Source organism: Pseudomonas sp. 65/3-MNA-CIBAN-0223 (genome assembly GCF_040310425.1).
Taxonomy (GTDB): Bacteria; Pseudomonadota; Gammaproteobacteria; order Pseudomonadales; family Pseudomonadaceae; genus Aquipseudomonas; species Aquipseudomonas gregormendelii.
In genome coordinates, this window is sequence record NZ_JBEOPV010000020.1 from 37,441 (window position 1) to 52,690 (window position 15,250).

The 15,250-nt window shown below is 58.5% G+C and carries 14 protein-coding genes; 3 read left to right on the forward strand and 11 right to left on the reverse strand.

Features of this window, described 5'->3' with window-relative positions; all coding sequences use genetic code 11:
* Positions 1-156: 156 nt before the first annotated feature.
* The 4 genes from gltP to AAEZ09_RS21825 form a co-directional block, all read right to left on the reverse strand.
* Positions 157-1,488 carry a glutamate/aspartate:proton symporter GltP gene (gene gltP / locus AAEZ09_RS21810; protein ID WP_045059128.1) on the reverse strand — a complete coding sequence of 444 codons (1,332 nt, stop codon included), beginning with the start codon at positions 1,486-1,488 and terminating at the stop codon, positions 157-159.
* A 713-nt stretch (positions 1,489-2,201) separates the two neighbouring features.
* Positions 2,202-2,666, reverse strand: a complete 465-nt coding sequence (locus AAEZ09_RS21815; RefSeq protein ID WP_045059127.1) for an inhibitor of vertebrate lysozyme family protein — start codon at positions 2,664-2,666, stop codon at positions 2,202-2,204.
* 2 nt (positions 2,667-2,668) lie between these two features.
* Entirely contained in the window at positions 2,669-2,833 is a 165-nt protein-coding gene (locus tag AAEZ09_RS21820) for a DUF1328 domain-containing protein (RefSeq protein ID WP_003177151.1), read from the reverse strand.
* Positions 2,834-2,915: 82 nt separating this feature from the next.
* On the reverse strand, positions 2,916-3,203 hold the full coding sequence (locus tag AAEZ09_RS21825; RefSeq protein WP_122840885.1) for a hypothetical protein: 288 nt from the start codon (positions 3,201-3,203) through the stop codon (positions 2,916-2,918).
* A gap of 433 nt (positions 3,204-3,636) precedes the next feature.
* On the opposite strand from AAEZ09_RS21825, the gene algB reads away from it, so the two are divergent.
* Together algB and AAEZ09_RS21835 are read left to right on the forward strand one after the other, a co-directional pair.
* On the forward strand, positions 3,637-4,983 hold the full coding sequence (algB, locus tag AAEZ09_RS21830; RefSeq protein ID WP_350600743.1) for a sigma-54-dependent response regulator transcription factor AlgB: 1,347 nt from the start codon (positions 3,637-3,639) through the stop codon (positions 4,981-4,983).
* A 10-nt stretch (positions 4,984-4,993) separates the two neighbouring features.
* Complete coding sequence (locus AAEZ09_RS21835) at positions 4,994-6,784, forward strand: KinB sensor domain-containing domain (RefSeq protein ID WP_350600745.1); 1,791 nt, start codon at positions 4,994-4,996, stop codon at positions 6,782-6,784.
* A gap of 7 nt (positions 6,785-6,791) precedes the next feature.
* On the opposite strand, the gene AAEZ09_RS21840 is transcribed toward AAEZ09_RS21835, so the two are convergent.
* The 7 genes from AAEZ09_RS21840 to AAEZ09_RS21870 all read right to left on the reverse strand — a co-directional run bounded on the left by AAEZ09_RS21840 (position 6,792) and on the right by AAEZ09_RS21870 (position 14,051).
* Positions 6,792-8,405 carry an EAL domain-containing protein gene (locus AAEZ09_RS21840; RefSeq protein ID WP_045059123.1) on the reverse strand — a complete coding sequence of 538 codons (1,614 nt, stop codon included), beginning with the start codon at positions 8,403-8,405 and terminating at the stop codon, positions 6,792-6,794.
* Positions 8,406-8,481: 76 nt separating this feature from the next.
* On the reverse strand, positions 8,482-9,261 hold the full coding sequence (locus AAEZ09_RS21845; RefSeq protein ID WP_350600746.1) for an N-acetylmuramoyl-L-alanine amidase: 780 nt from the start codon (positions 9,259-9,261) through the stop codon (positions 8,482-8,484).
* 102 nt (positions 9,262-9,363) lie between these two features.
* Positions 9,364-11,370, reverse strand: a complete 2,007-nt coding sequence (locus tag AAEZ09_RS21850; RefSeq protein WP_350600748.1) for a GGDEF domain-containing protein — start codon at positions 11,368-11,370, stop codon at positions 9,364-9,366.
* Positions 11,371-11,382: 12 nt separating this feature from the next.
* The gene (locus AAEZ09_RS21855) at positions 11,383-12,246 is read right to left on the reverse strand and encodes an endonuclease/exonuclease/phosphatase family protein (RefSeq protein WP_045059120.1); all 864 of its coding nucleotides are present in this window, start codon (positions 12,244-12,246) and stop codon (positions 11,383-11,385) included.
* A 14-nt stretch (positions 12,247-12,260) separates the two neighbouring features.
* Positions 12,261-12,902, reverse strand: a complete 642-nt coding sequence (locus tag AAEZ09_RS21860) for a thiol:disulfide interchange protein DsbA/DsbL (RefSeq protein ID WP_045059119.1) — start codon at positions 12,900-12,902, stop codon at positions 12,261-12,263.
* Between the two features lie 200 nt (positions 12,903-13,102).
* Positions 13,103-13,714: a c-type cytochrome gene (locus AAEZ09_RS21865; RefSeq protein ID WP_045059118.1), complete on the reverse strand. Its 612-nt coding sequence runs from the start codon at positions 13,712-13,714 to the stop codon at positions 13,103-13,105.
* A 46-nt stretch (positions 13,715-13,760) separates the two neighbouring features.
* On the reverse strand, positions 13,761-14,051 hold the full coding sequence (locus AAEZ09_RS21870; protein ID WP_045059117.1) for a c-type cytochrome: 291 nt from the start codon (positions 14,049-14,051) through the stop codon (positions 13,761-13,763).
* Positions 14,052-14,242: 191 nt separating this feature from the next.
* Here AAEZ09_RS21870 and yihA point away from each other — a divergent pair, with 191 nt between their 5' ends.
* Complete coding sequence (gene yihA / locus AAEZ09_RS21875; protein WP_045059116.1) at positions 14,243-14,887, forward strand: ribosome biogenesis GTP-binding protein YihA/YsxC; 645 nt, start codon at positions 14,243-14,245, stop codon at positions 14,885-14,887.
* Positions 14,888-15,250: the final 363 nt, after the last annotated feature.

Consider the following 15,250-nt stretch of genomic DNA (forward strand, 5'->3'; position numbering starts at 1 on the left):
CCTCAACCTACTGTAGGAGCTGCCGAAGGCTGCGATCTTTTGATCTGGCTTTTAAAAAAAATCAAAAGATCGCAGCCTTCGGCAGCTCCTACAGAGTGATCTGCACCCCAAAAGTCATGATGAATGTTCAACATTTTGGGGGCAGACCAGCGTGCGTCAGTTTTTGGAAATTTCGCCTGCCGGCAGTTTTTCCTTGCTGCGCCAGTGCGGCAACGAGTTCCAGTAGCGTTGGCCCTTGGCATCGTCGTACATGCCTTCCCAGCGGGAGATGACCAGGACCGCCAAAGCGTTGCCGATCACGTTCAGTGCGGTACGGGCCATGTCCATGATGCGGTCGACACCGGCGATGAACGCCAGGCCTTCCAATGGAATACCCACGCTGCCCAGGGTCGCCAGCAGCACCACGAAGGACACGCCCGGCACGCCGGCGATGCCTTTGGAGGTTACCATCAGGGTCAACACCAGCAGCAGTTGCTGGCTGATCGACAGGTCAATGCCGTACAGCTGGGCAATGAAGATTGCCGCGATGCTCTGATACAGCGTCGAGCCGTCGAGGTTGAAGGAGTAGCCGGTCGGTACCACGAAGCTGCAGATGGCTTTCGGCGCGCCGTACGCTTCCATTTTCTCGATAACCCGCGGCAGCACGGTTTCGGAGCTGGCGGTGGAGTAGGCCAGTACCAGCTCATCCTTGAAGATGCGCATCAGCTTGATCACCGAGAAGCCGAACAGGCGAGCAATCAGGCCCAGCACCATGAAGGCGAAGAAGGCAATAGCGAAGTAAACCAGCAGCACCAGTTTGGCCAGTGGCAGCAGGGACGCGAAGCCGAAGTTGGCCACGGTCACCGCGATCAGGGCGAACACGCCGATCGGGGCATAGTTCATGATCATGTGGGTGACCTTGAACATGCTTTCCGACACGCCCTGGAACAGGGTGACCAGCGGATCGCGCAATTCCGGTTTCAGGCTCGACAGACCGAGGCCGAACAATACCGAGAAGAAAATGATCGGAAGCATCTCGCCGCGAGCAATGGCCGCGAAGATATTCGACGGGATCAGGTTGAGAATGGTCTCGATGAACGCGTGTTCATGCTGGACCTCGGCTGCTGTGGCCTGGTACTTGGAGATATCCACAGTGCCCAGGGTGCTCATGTCGATGCCGGAGCCCGGGTGGAACAGGTTGGCCAGTACCAGCCCGACGACGATGGCGATCGTGGTGACCACTTCGAAGTAGAGGATGGTCTTGAGACCGATGCTGCCGAGCTTTTTCGCGTCACCGACGCCTGCAATGCCGACGATCAACGAAGAGATTACGATCGGAATCACGATCATCTTGATCAGACGGATAAAGATATCGCCTGCCGGTTGCAGAACGTTACTGATCCACCAGGCTTTTTCGGCACCGAAATGGTTGAGCAGCGCACCGATTGCAATCCCCAATACCAGACCGATGAGGATCTGCCAGGCGAGGCTAAGCTTTGCCTTCTTCATATCTTTACCCTTACTTGCGTTTGACTCAGGCAGATGCGCGGAACAGGAACGCTCATGGCGAAAAAGTCTTGTGCATCGGCCTCCGTATAAGGTGCCCCGGAGCGCTTGTTGGTAGCTCTCTGGCAGGCGAAAAAAGGCGCAACTATTCCGATGCAAGGCAGCGACGTCTAATGCCGTAAACGCCTACCCTATGCCGAATCGGCATGAGCTTTTTTAATCGAAACTGGCGTCCCAACCGGTTCGAATACGACATTTCGGCAGGCAAAAGTGCCGTGAACCGGCCATTACAGCGGGTATTGAGTGTTTTTTGATCAATCGTAGAAAGGGATTTTTGGCGCAAAATTCGCTGATCAGAAAGTCAAATAGCCTTGAAAAATCAGGTTATTTTTCTCGATGTACGGTCGCCAGGAAACACCGGGAAATGTATTTTTCCGGTGAAATTGATTCGAATTGTAGAGAGGAAGGTGCAAACGAGGATTGAGTGCTAACCGAATGCCTCGATTGCATAAGCTCTTCGCAGGTTCGTCGACATTGAATATCGCGAACCTGCGTCGCAGCTTTTTTCCTGACCCGGCCCTTGCGCAGGTACTCCCTGTACCCGTAGGTCACTGCGCCCCTGAAACAGGCAGAGCGTCCCGGCCCCCTGGTCATGCGCCTGCCGTCATCGGGCAGTGCAGCGGAAAGACGCCTGGCGGCCTCTTTCTATTTCAAACTCAGTACCACTTTGGATCTTTTTTCAGTTGTTCCATCAACAGGTTCTGCATGCCCTCATCGGGCTTTCCGAGGAACCGGTAAGTAGCATGTCGCGTCGGCGACTTGTCAGCCGGCAGACCGGCTGGCACTTCAACCAGCATCCCGTAGGCGTCATCCTTGTCGAAGCTGACAGCAACGATCAGACGCTTGTTCAGACAGGTCGCCTGCGATTCGCATAGCGGTCCTACAAGGTACTTGTCGCCATCCTCTTCCACTGCATTCATTTGCTCGGCGTCTCCGGACAGGTTCATCACCCATTCCGGCAGGCGTTCTTCCTTCTTCACCACGCCTTGCCAGGTTTCGCGATACTGCGGATCGGAATTCAACAGCTCGTTGACCCGCGTCTGGCCATCATTGGCCGCCATCGCCATGGCACTGCCGCCCAGTAGCAGGGCGGCTGCCAGTGTCTTCAACGAGACGTTCATGTTCAGCCTCGACCACGACGGCCAAAGAAGAACGACGCAATGAACATCACCAGGAACACGACAAAGAGAATCTTGGCGATACCCGTGGCGGTGCCCGCGATACCACCGAAGCCCAGTACGGCGGCAATGATGGCAATGATCAAGAATGTGATTGCCCAGCTCAACATGGTGATTCTCCTTACGCTTCTATTTTAGAGGTGATGCTTTGTGGTGCTTTTCCCGGCGCAAGCAGCGCGCCAAGTCTGGTGATCAGAACACCCAGCGCTCCTGACGAGGCATCTCATTCGCAGGCTGTGCCTGGTCGACGTCCATCATCCGCAGGGGGGTGCTATCTGCCGCTTGACTGCTGGCGGCACTGAAGTGGGTTTGAGTCGGATATTTGAATGACAGCTGCGGCGCTTCCTGCTGCTGGCTCTGCTCCCAACGCTGGAATTGCTGGCCGCCAATCAATGTGATCAAAAGCGCAAGTACAGCGAACAGACCTTGCTGGATGTGCAGGGGCGAGATGCGCAATTGGGCGGCACGTTGGCGATTCATCCGGAAACTCCTCCCACTTCGGTGGTGATCTTGTTGTGGGCGATCTTTTGCCCCGATTACCCAGACTATTGCAGCCTGCATGCCAGCTTTTTCATAAGAAAAAAGTGTTTAAAAACAATGACTTAAAAGATTGTTGAAAATCACATTGAACGCATCCTGCACGATGGGCTCTCTACGGTCGTGCGTAATGCACGATAATGCCGTAGGAACTTTCATTCTTTTTGAATTGAGAGGAGGGCGCGGATGTCAGAAATGGACGTGGGCAATTGCCCAAAACAACGTATTTCGCAAAAAAACCTGTTAAATCAAGCCTTTGTCTGATGAGACGGTAGATAGCTACCCTTCCATTGATGAAAAGGCACAGAATTGACCATGCAACTTGCCCGATTTTTCCGGGACTAACCTAAGATCATTCTTTATGGAGCGTAGGAAAATGGAGTCAGCCACTGAGCATCAAGGCCGCATTCTGCTGGTGGACGACGAATCCGCCATCCTGCGAACTTTCCGTTATTGCCTTGAAGACGAAGGCTACAGTGTCGCCACTGCCAACAGCGCTGCCCAGGCGGATGCCTTGCTGCAACGCCAGGTGTTTGACCTGTGCTTTCTGGATTTGCGCCTGGGAGAAGACAACGGCCTCGACGTACTCGCACAGATGCGCATTCAGGCGCCATGGATGCGTGTCGTCATAGTCACCGCTCATTCGGCTGTGGATACGGCTGTAGATGCCATTCAGGCCGGTGCTGCCGATTATCTGGTCAAGCCGTGCAGCCCCGACCAGTTGCGTCTGGCCACGGCCAAGCAATTGGAAGTGCGGCAACTGTCGGCGCGTCTTGAAGCGCTGGAAGGTGAAGTGCGCAAGCCCAAGGACGGCCTGGACTCCCATAGCCCGGCCATGAAAGTGGTGCTGGAAACTGCCCGCCAAGTCGCCGGTACCGACGCCAACATCCTTATTCTCGGCGAGTCAGGGACGGGTAAGGGCGAGTTGTCCCATGCGATTCACGGCTGGAGCAAGCGCGCGAAAAAATCTTGCGTCACTATTAACTGTCCTTCGCTGACCGCCGAGTTGATGGAGAGCGAACTGTTCGGTCACAGCCGGGGTGCTTTTACCGGCGCCAGCGAAAGTACCTTGGGTCGAGTCAACCAGGCGGATGGCGGAACCTTGTTTCTTGATGAGATCGGTGATTTTCCCCTCACGTTACAACCAAAGTTGCTGCGTTTTATTCAGGACAAGGAATATGAGCGAGTCGGCGACCCGGTCACTCGCCGTGCCGATGTGCGGATTCTGGCGGCGACCAACCTTAACCTCGAAGACATGGTGCGCGATGGGCGTTTTCGCGAAGACCTGCTTTATCGGTTGAACGTCATCACGTTGCATCTGCCGCCTTTGCGCGAGCGGCGTGAAGACATCCTGAATCTGGCTGATCGCTTCCTGGCCCGCTTCGTCAAGGAGTACGCGCGACCGGCGCGGGGTTTCAGCGAGGAGGCCCGCGAGGCGTTACTCGGGTATCGCTGGCCGGGCAACATCCGCGAACTGCGTAACGTGGTGGAGCGTGCGAGCATCATTTGCCCGCAGGATCGAGTCGAGATCAGCCACCTGGGCATGGCGGAAACGCCGGTGAACAACGCGCCGCGTATTGGCGCGGCACTGAGTCTGGACGAGCTGGAAAAGGCTCACATCGGCGCGGTCCTGGCCACTGCCGACACGCTGGACCAGGCTGCCAAGACATTGGGTATCGACGCCTCGACGTTGTATCGCAAACGCAAGCAGTACAACCTGTGAGTCATCCCCGATGAAACTGGCGATGAAGTTGCGCACCCGGCTCTTTCTGAGCATTTCCGCGCTGATCACCGTCGCGCTGCTTGGGCTATTGCTCGGGCTGGTCAGCGTGATGCAGATGGCCAGTTCCCAGCAGTCGCTGGTTCGCAACAATTTCGCCACCCTTGATCTGGGGCTGAAACTGCGCCAGACCTTGGGTGACCAGTTGGTCTTCATGCTCAGCGAGAACCCTGACCGCGCGGCTTTCGATAAATCCAGGGATCACTACCTGCAGTTGCTCGACGAAGGCATTGCCAACGAACAGGTGAGTGACGGCTTCAAGTACGGTTTCAAGCAGGCCAAGGCTGACTACCAGGATTTTTTGCAGGCCTACGCGGATACGCGTAGCGCCTCCCATGTGTTGAGCGGAAACGAAGAGCTCACGGAAAAATTCAACAAACTGCGCAATGGTCTGCTTTCCGAGCACAAGCGCGCCCTGGATGCCATCTATGCAACTGAACGCTCAGCGCGAGACCGTGCCTTATTGGTAGCCGGTCTGATCGGGCTGGTTGGCCTCGCGGTGCTGATTATCGGCTTTGTCACTGCCCATGCCATTGCCCGGCGTTTTGGTGCTCCGATCGAGGCGCTGGCCCAGGCGGCTGACAATATTGGCCAGGGCAATTTTGAAGTCACCCTGCCGATATCGTCAGCTGCGGAGATGAATCTGCTGACCAAGCGGTTTGGCATCATGGCCGAGGCCCTGCGCGAGCATCAGGCAACCAATGTTGACGAATTGCTCGCCGGCCAACAGCGCCTGCAAGCGGTGCTCGATAGCATCGATGACGGCTTGTTGATGATTGACCGCGAAGGACACCTGGAGCATTTGAACCCAGTGGCCCAACGGCAGTTGGGCTGGGACTCGGACCGCTTGGGGCAGGGGTTGGGTTCGGCCCTCGAACGTCCAGAGCTCGATGGGCAGCTGCAGCTGGTGTTGCGCGGCGGCACCCTGGAGCGGGCTCCCGAAGACCTGAGTATTGAGGTCGACGGCGAATCGCGGTTGCTCACCTACAGCTTGACGCCTGTCAGCCACACCCAAGGGCATATCCTCGGCGCGGTGATGGTGCTGCACGACGTGACCGAACAGCGTGCATTCGAACGGGTGCGCAGCGAGTTCGTGCTGCGCGCTTCCCATGAGTTGCGCACACCGGTCACCGGCATGCATATGGCGTTCGGCCTCTTCCGGGAAAGGGCTAAATTCCCGGAGGATTCTCGTGAAGCCGATCTGCTGGATACGGTAAACGAAGAGATGCAGCGGCTGATGCAGTTGATCAACGATCTGTTGAATTTTTCTCGTTACCAGAACGGTCTGCAGAAGCTCACGTTGGCGCCGTGCTCCATCGAAGATTTGCTGGAACAGGCCCGGGTGCGTTTCTGCGGGACTGCCCTGGCGAGCAATATCGATCTGTTGGTGGAAGTGCAGGACCCGTTGCCCCGGCTGCAGGCCGACCAGGCGCAGCTGGATCGTGTACTGGATAACCTTATTGATAATGCTCTGCGCCACACCTCCCCGGGCGGGCAGATTCGCCTGCAGGCAAGACGCCACGGCGAACGTGTGATCATCAGCGTAGAGGATAACGGCGAAGGCATTGCCTACGGCCAGCAGGGGCGGATTTTCGAGCCTTTCGTGCAGGTCGGTCGCAAGAAAGGCGGCGCGGGCCTCGGCCTGGCGCTGTGCAAGGAGATCGTGCAACTGCACGGTGGGCGAATGGGGGTTTACTCGCGACCGGGGCAGGGCACACAGTTTTACATGGCCCTGGCGGTCTGAAGCGAGGTCAGGCCTCGTCGTCCAGACGACGGCCTGCCAGGCGTCGGCCACGGGTAATCAGTTCGATGAACTGCACTGCGCTCAATGCTCGAGCGAATAACCAACCCTGACCGAACTTCACTCCTTCGCTGCTCAGGAAGGCGGCCTGGGCTTCATGTTCGATGCCTTCGGCAATCACCTTGAGTTGCAGGGCCTGGGCCATGTGGATGATGTGCGGCGCCACGCCGCTGCTGGCAGCGTCATGTCCCAGGGCGTCGATAAACGCCTTGTCGATCTTCAGGCAGTCCACTGGCAGCGTTTGCAGATAGGCGAGGCTGCAATAGCCAGTGCCGAAGTCGTCAATCAGCACCTGGTGCCCGACGTCCCGCAAGGCTTGCAGGTTTTCCCGGGCGACGACTACGTCGATCAATCCGCGCTCGGTCACTTCAAAGGCAATCTGCTTGGCGGCGACCCGGTGCAAGGTCAGCAAGCGGGCCATGACCTGGCCAACGCGCGGCACCATCACATCGCATGCCGCGAGATTGACCGAGATGTACAGCTGGGGGTTGGCGCGCAGCAGTTGGCCCAACTGCTCCAATAATCGTTGCAGGACAAAATCAGTCATTTGGCGGATCTGGCCGGTATTCTCAGCCATGGGGATGAACAGGTCGGGGCTGGTGAGCGTGCCGTCAGGTCGGCGCCATCGAAGCAAGGCTTCGGCGCCGACGCAGTTGCGGCTGTCGAGGTCGAAAATCGGTTGATACAACACTTGCAGTTCGCCCCGGCGGATGGCGCCGCTGAGCTCGGCATCCATCGACTGGCGCTGCCGCACCAGCAGGAAGACCAGAAATCCGACAAAACCACCCAAGACCAGGCTGGCGGGGACCAGCCACCACCAGACCGGCGGCACGTGGATTCCCGTGCGCGGTGATATCAGCACCAACTGATAGGCGGGGTTATTGGTGGGCATGCGGTAGATCAGGTGTGTTTGGGTAATCTGCAAGGCATCGCGGCTTTTTGGCGACCAGACTTCCAGCGGCGGCCAGGCCTGCTCGGCACCGAGGACGGGTATGGCGCGTTTGCCATGGTCGAGCACCACGAGCAGGCTGCTACCTGGCGTCAGGTCGACCATGTCGGTCAAATGCCCACGCGAAGTGGCGACCCGAAAATTGCCGCGCCCCAGCATCAGCGCCGCGCGATTTTCGTCCGGTTCGGTGGTGGTGTTCAGCCAGTAGCTGTAGGTGGGCCCCTTGATGTCCGGGGCGCGGCTCAAAGACAGGCCTTCCTGGCGAGGCCGGTTGGAGCAGATGCGCGAGGAGTCCATGTAGGCGGCTTCGTAAACGAAGCGATAGTTGAATGTCACCTGCTGCAAGGTGGCGATCATTTCATCGTCGCAGGTGCGCAAAGGCTGGGCTTCAAGGTCGTCGAGGCTTTCTCGCAATTGGCCGAACAACTGCTCCAGGCGTGCAAGAAAGCGTTCGCCCTGGGCATTCATCTCTTCGCTTTCGTTTTTATCAATGTGGTGGACGGCGACGAATAAACTGCCTGTCAGCAATAACGTTGCACTGAAGACAGCCGCCAGCGTCGCCAAAAACCATGGGCGATAGAACCAGCTACGTAGTGTCTCTCGGCCAGGTCGCATCCAGTAACATCCGAAGAATTACCAATGAGTTATAGCTGCTGGTTGAGTAAAACGCCCGACCGTCGGGCGGGCGTCATTATTTTGTCTGATTCAAGACTTGTAGCAGTGCCGCAGTCTGCGCATCCGGCGTGCCGTCGAACCGGGTGGGCCGGAAATGCATCTGGAACGCCGTCAACACGTGACGAGTGGAGACATCCAGTTCACCGGTTTGCGGTGTGGCATAACCTAGGCGCGCCAGTTGCCCCTGGAACCAGCTGATACTCGGCAGCTGCACATTGAACTGCGCTTGCTGGCGTGCCACGGCTTGTTCGTTCGGCCACACGCCCAACCCTTGCTCCGCCAGGCGCTTCCACGGGAACAGCGGGCCCGGGTCGAGTTTGCGTCCCGGAGCAATGTCACTGTGCCCGATGATGTTGTGAGGATTGATACCGTAGCGCTTGCTGATGTCCTTGAGCAGGAAGACCAGGGACTGGATCTGGGCGTCGCTGTAGGGATACCACAGGCGGCCGGTCGGCGTGTCCTTGAAGCCCGGATTGACGATTTCAATGCCGATTGAGCTGGAGTTCAGCCAGGTACGGGTTTGCCATTCGCTCTCGCCGGCGTGCCAGGCGCGCAGGCCTTCATCCATCAACTTGTAGATGGTCGCCTTGTTGTCATCGCCGATCAGGTAATGACTGCTGACTTCGCCGTGGGTCAGCAGTTGCAGCGAGCGCTCAAGCGACGCCGAGGTGTAGTGCACGACCACGAACTGGATGCGGCTGTCGTGGTTGGCTGAGGGATGACTGGTGTCGATGCGCGGGCCACTGGCGCAACCTGCCAGCAGGACGAGCGACACAAGAAGGGCGAAATATTTCATGGCGAGTGACGATACACGTAGGATGATAATGCAACAGTGTAACGTAATGCCGGGCGGGTCGAAGGCCAAAGCGCTGATTTAAACAAAATCGAACAATTGGCCTTACCCCAATTCGATGCGGTTGCGCCCCGCATGTTTGGCCCGATAGAGCGCCTGGTCGGCTCTTTTTAATGCCGCGTCACTGTGCTCGCCAGGCCGGAAGGCGGTCATGCCCATCGAGAGGGTCACCGTTACCGGTTCACCCTTGAAGTGAAAAGGGCAGCCTTCGATGGCTGCGCGCAATTTTTCGAGAAGACTGGCACCTGTCGCCGGTAAGGTCGCGGGCATCAGCAGGACAAATTCTTCGCCGCCGAATCGGGCAATGAAGTCCGAGCCGCGCAAGCGCTTGCGCAGGACGGTGGCAATGATCTTCAGGACCTTGTCGCCCGCCAGGTGGCCGTAGTTGTCGTTGATCCGCTTGAAATGGTCGAGGTCGAGCATGGCCAACAACAGGCTATTTCCCTGTTGGTGCCATTGGCTGATTTCCTCATCCAGGCGCTCGTTCCAGGCAGCGCGGTTGGGCAGGCCGGTCAGCGGGTCGATCAGGGCTTTCTGGCGCTGTTCTTCAAGGTGTTCGCGAAAGCCCAGGGCTTCGTGTTCCATGTGGGCCACCCGATCAGCCAGGCCTTGCAGGCGACTCGCCACTTCCTGTTCACGCTCGTCACGCTGTTTCTGGAAATGGTCCAGGGTGCCCAGCAGGCCCTCCAGATGGTTCTCCAGGGCATGCTTGAGCCCGTCCAGGTCTGCGGCGTCCTGCATGCTGCTCTGCAAGCCATCGACCTGTTCGCGGATTTGCGAGTCCATCTCGCGCGCAGCAGACCGGTTGTCGGCATGCCCGTCGCTGGCCGCCCTCAGGTTGCTCTGGAAAGCCTCCAGGCGTTCGTTGAGCTGCTGCAGGTAGGTTTCGAATTCATGCTGGCCGCTACCGGTGATCGCCAGCATCAAGGTGGCCAGGTCGTCGAGGATCGGGATCAGCTCATACCAGTTCAATCCATTTTGCAGGCGCAGGCGCATGGCCTCGGCTTGCGGACGATGACGTTCGGGCAGTGTCAGGTCGTCAAGCAGGCCCAGTAACGTGTCTTCAATGTGCCTGGCCACCGAGCTGTAGGTGGGCTCTGGCGAGTCCGGAAGCGCGTAGAGCGTGTCTTGCTCGGGAGGTTGCGCCTCGGCGACCGGAGTGTCGAGCGTGTCTGGAGGCGTGGGCACGTCTTCGACGGTGGGCGTTTCAGCGCTGGTCGGCGCAGACGCTTCGGTGGCAACTGCGGGTTGCTCCGGTTGCTCAGGTTGCTCAGGTTGCCCAGGCTCTTGCGGCTGCGGCTGCGGCTGCGGCTGCGGCTGCGCCGCTGGCGCTGGCTGTGCAGCATTTGGTGCCGGTGCCGGTGCCGGTGCCGCTACTGGCACTGGCACTGGCAATGTAGCCAGCGGGGGTTGCTGTTCAGTAGCTGCAGGTGGTTGCGGGGGGGGCTCGGCAGCGGGCGCCTCAATCACCGGTGCGCGTACTGGCGCCATCGCTGCTGGCACCTGCGCGGGAGCGGTGTCCTCCGCTTCACGGTTGCCAAAAAGGCGTTGCAACAGGCTTGGTCGTCCCGATTCCTCTGGGCTTTCAAGCCGACTTAGCGCTTTACCCTGCAGCCCGCTCAACTCGCTAAGCAGCAGCGGCATCTCCCGAGCCTGGCCAACCCGTGCATCCAGTTGCTTGGCAAACTGCTTGAGGGGGCGACTCACTTCTCGCGGCAGCGGCAGTGTTTGCAACTGGGCGACCAGTGCCGTCAGTGCGGCGCTGGTTTGATTGACCCGGGTCTCGCGGCGTTGCTCGGAATCGAGCACCGCTTTTTCCAGGCGCGGCAACAATGCGGCGAGGCCGGCGTCCATGTCATCGGTACGCACCACATCGCGCATTTCCTTCATGCATTCATCGACCGTCCGATCAGTGCCCTCGGCCGCCAGCGTGCTGCGCACCAGTCCACGGCGCAGCAAATCGAGCCGGGCCTCCCAGCGCCGTTCAAGTTTTTCCTGATGTTCGATGCTCTGAAGGTATTTCTCTTTCCAGCGCTGGGCTTCGTCGCTCATTCATGGGATCCGCTAGGGGGCAGGACTCAACGCGGGGAATGCATCAGCCGTGAGCGAACCCGGCAGACGAATCTCTACCGCGACCGGCAGGTGATCGGAAATGGGTTGTGCCAGGACCTCGACCTTTTCAAGGGTCAGGGTCGGGCTCAGCAAAATATGGTCCAGGCAGCGTTGTGGACGCCAGCTGGGGAAGGTCGCTTCCAGCTGCGGGGCGAGCAGGCCGAGATCGCGCAGCGGCGAATTCTGCAGCAGGTCGCTGGCGTGGGTGTTCATGTCGCCCATCAACACCTGGTGCTTGTACCCGCCAATCAGTTCGCGGATGTAGGCCAGTTGCAGGCTACGCGTCCGCGCCCCGAGCGCCAGGTGCATCATCACCACGACGAGGGCCTCCGGGCCTTCGCCGAAACGTACCAGAATTGCCCCGCGACCCTTGGGCCCCGGCAGCGGATGATCTTCAATCGCCCAGGGGCGCAGGCGGCTGAGCACGCCATTACTGTGCTGGCCGAGGCGACCGAGATTGCGATTGAGCTGTTGGTACCAGTAGGGGAAGGCCCCGAGCTGGGCCAGGTGTTCGACCTGGTTGACGTAGCCCGACCGGATGCTGCCACCATCGGCTTCCTGCAAGGCGACCAGATCGAAGTCACCCAGCAGGTCGCCGATCTTTTGCAGATTGGTGGCGCGCCCGGTGTGGGGCAGCAAATGCTGCCACCCCCGGGTCAGGTAGTGCCGATAACGCTCGGTACTGATGCCCACCTGGATATTAAAACTGAGTAGCCGCAGACGGCTGTCAGCGGGCAACCCGGTCGATTCCAGGTGATGTTCGTTGACCCGCGGATCATGCAGGCCAACCACTCGTTCAGTTCCCCAGCGGCGCATGGCAGGCCCCGCGCTTAGTTGGCAGCAGCCTTGTTAGCCGCTCGCTCTTGTTCGACCAGCTTATCGGCCAGTTGCAGTGCTTGTTCGGCGCCGCCGGCAGAGCCGATGTCAAAACGGTACTTGCCATTGACGACCATGGTTGGCACGCCAGTAATCTCGTACTTCTTGGCGAGTTCGCGAGCCTGAGTGACCTGGCCCTTGATGGCGAAGGAGTTGAAAGTAGCGAGGAATTTATCCTTGTCGACACCTTGTGTTGCCAGGAACTCGGCCATTTCTTCCGGAGTTACCAGTTTCTTGTGTTCTTCCTGAATCGCCTTGAACACGGCGGCATGAACCTTATGCTCGACACCCATCGATTCCAGGGTCAGGAACATTTGGCCGTGGGCGTCCCAAGGGCCGCCGAACATCGCCGGGATGCGCTTGAAGTTCACATCGGATGGCAATTTTTCAACCCAAGGGTTGATCACTGGCTCGAATTTGTAGCAATGCGGGCAGCCATACCAGAACAGCTCTACCACCTCGATCTTGCCGGGCACGGCGACCTGAACCGGGTTGCTCAGTTCGACATAGGGGGCGGCAGGTGCTTCGGCTGCCTGTGCAGTCATGCCGAACAGGCTGGCAGCGACGAGAGCGGCGCTGATGATCAGATTACGCATGCTTTACTCCTGGACAATTTTGGTCGCCTCGCGCGACCTGTATTGAGACAGGTCATGGCGGGCTTGAGTTCTGTAGTGTAACGGCAGCGGCCACAAAAAAGGGCGGCCAGAGCCACCCTTTTTATACTTGCTGCGACGGATTAATGGAGCGTTAACATTGCAGGAGATGTCCGTCCCCCGTGATGCTCCATCAGCCGGCCTTAGTGCAGGCCCTGAATGTAGCTCGACACCGCGGCGATATCTTCATCGCTCAGGCGTTTGGCAATGGTCTGCATGGTCTTGGTGTCGCCGTCGTTGGTGCGGCCGCCTTCTTCCTTGCGGAAGTCGGTCAGTTGCTTGGCAATGTATTGAGCGTGCTGGCCACCCAGGTGCGGGAAGCCGGCAGCAGCGTTGCCGGCGCCGTTAGGCGAGTGGCAACCGGTGCAGGCAGGCAGGCCCTTGGCCAGGTCTCCACCACGGAACAAGGCTTCACCGCGAGACACCACTTTCGGGTCGGCGGCGCCAACGCTGCCTTTCTGGCTGGCAAAGTAGGCGGAAATATCAGCCAGGTCCTGATCGCTCAGGTTGGTCAGCAGGCCGGTCATTTCCAGTACGACACGCTTGCCGGACTTGATGTCGTGCAACTGCTTGTTCAGATAACGTTCGCCCTGGCCTGCCAGTTTCGGAAAGTTAGGCGCCATGCTGTTGCCATCCGGGCCATGACAGGCGCCACATACTGCGGCTTTCGCCTGACCAGCAGTCGCATCACCTGCAGCATGGGCAATGCCGGAGATCCCCACGGTCAACAGCAGACTCACGATCAATTTGTTCATCAGCTAATCCAACTACGGCTAAGGGTTAAAGAGTTATGGACCGGGATCACTCGCTCATCCACTGGATGATGGCTTGGTAATCCTCGGCACTGCAGTCCATGCACAAACCACGCGGCGGCATCGCCTTGAAACCCTGGGTCACGTGTTGCACCAGCGTCTCCATACCTTTCGCCAACCTCGGCGTCCAAGCTGCCTGATCGCCCTTTCTGGGCGCCATGGGTAGCTGGCCGGAATGACAGGCACCACAAACACGGTTGTACACAGCTTCCGGATCCTGTGTAGCCTGAGCGCTGTAAAGCGGCATCAAGATACCGGCAGCTAGCAGCCATTTCGTCATAAAACGACCTTTTCAGGGTTGAGAGCGTGCTGCGTTCTGATGCGCAATCAAGGTCTATCGCTCTCGTGTTCTTCATCCTACGCTGGGACAAAGCGCACACAAAATCTGCGGCATTATATACTGGCGTCACTGAAACGGAAACGACACTGCTCGCCGCGTCCATTCCCGGCGCCGCCCACATCGGAAATCCCATGCAACTCAAGAACCCCATCCTCGGCCTGTGCCAACAGTCCACCTTCATGCTCAGCGCTGCCAAAGTCGATCAATGTCCCGACGACGAAGGCTTCGAAGTGGCTTTTGCCGGCCGTTCCAACGCCGGTAAATCCAGCGCATTGAACACCCTGACGCATGCCAGCCTGGCGCGGACCTCGAAAACGCCCGGTCGCACGCAACTCTTGAACTTCTTCAAGCTAGACGATGATCGCCGTCTGGTCGACCTGCCGGGCTATGGTTATGCAAAAGTACCCATCCCGCTGAAGCTGCACTGGCAGCGTCACCTGGAAGCGTATTTGGGTGGTCGCGAGAGTTTGAAAGGTCTGATCCTGATGATGGACATCCGTCATCCAATGACCGATTTCGATCTGTTGATGCTCGACTGGGCTGTCGCCAGCGGCATGCCGATGCACATCCTGCTGACCAAGGCCGACAAACTGACCTACGGCGCGGCGAAAAACGTTCTGCTCAAAGTGCAGTCGGACATCCGTAAAGGCTGGGGCGACGCGATCTCGATCCAGCTATTTTCGGCGCCAAAGCGCCTGGGCCTGGAAGACGCCTACACTGTACTGGCGGGCTGGATGGAACTGGCAGACAAGGGTGCGCAAACGGCCGAGCAATAAATCGCGGGCAAAAAAAACCCCGGACTTCTATGGGGAGGGGGAAGTTCCGGGGTTCAAGTTCTGGACCGCTAGGGCGGGGTCCAGATATCTGCCAACACTTAACACAACATAGGAGCATCGAAGGGCTTCACCAGCCATTCAGTAACTCTGAGTGGTGATTTGGCGCTTTAGTTCAGATTATTTTCGAATGCGTTTGGAATAACCCCAATAACATTACGGTCTAACCCGCGAGGCCGCGACTAATTGCCGCGGTGCGGTTCCTGTAGAGAACTTGCTCCGGGCGATGGTCTAGCGATTCTGCGGGGCGCCAGATCATCTTCGACGCCCTCAAGTTTTTCGCGAGAGATCTCGCCCCTGCAGTAT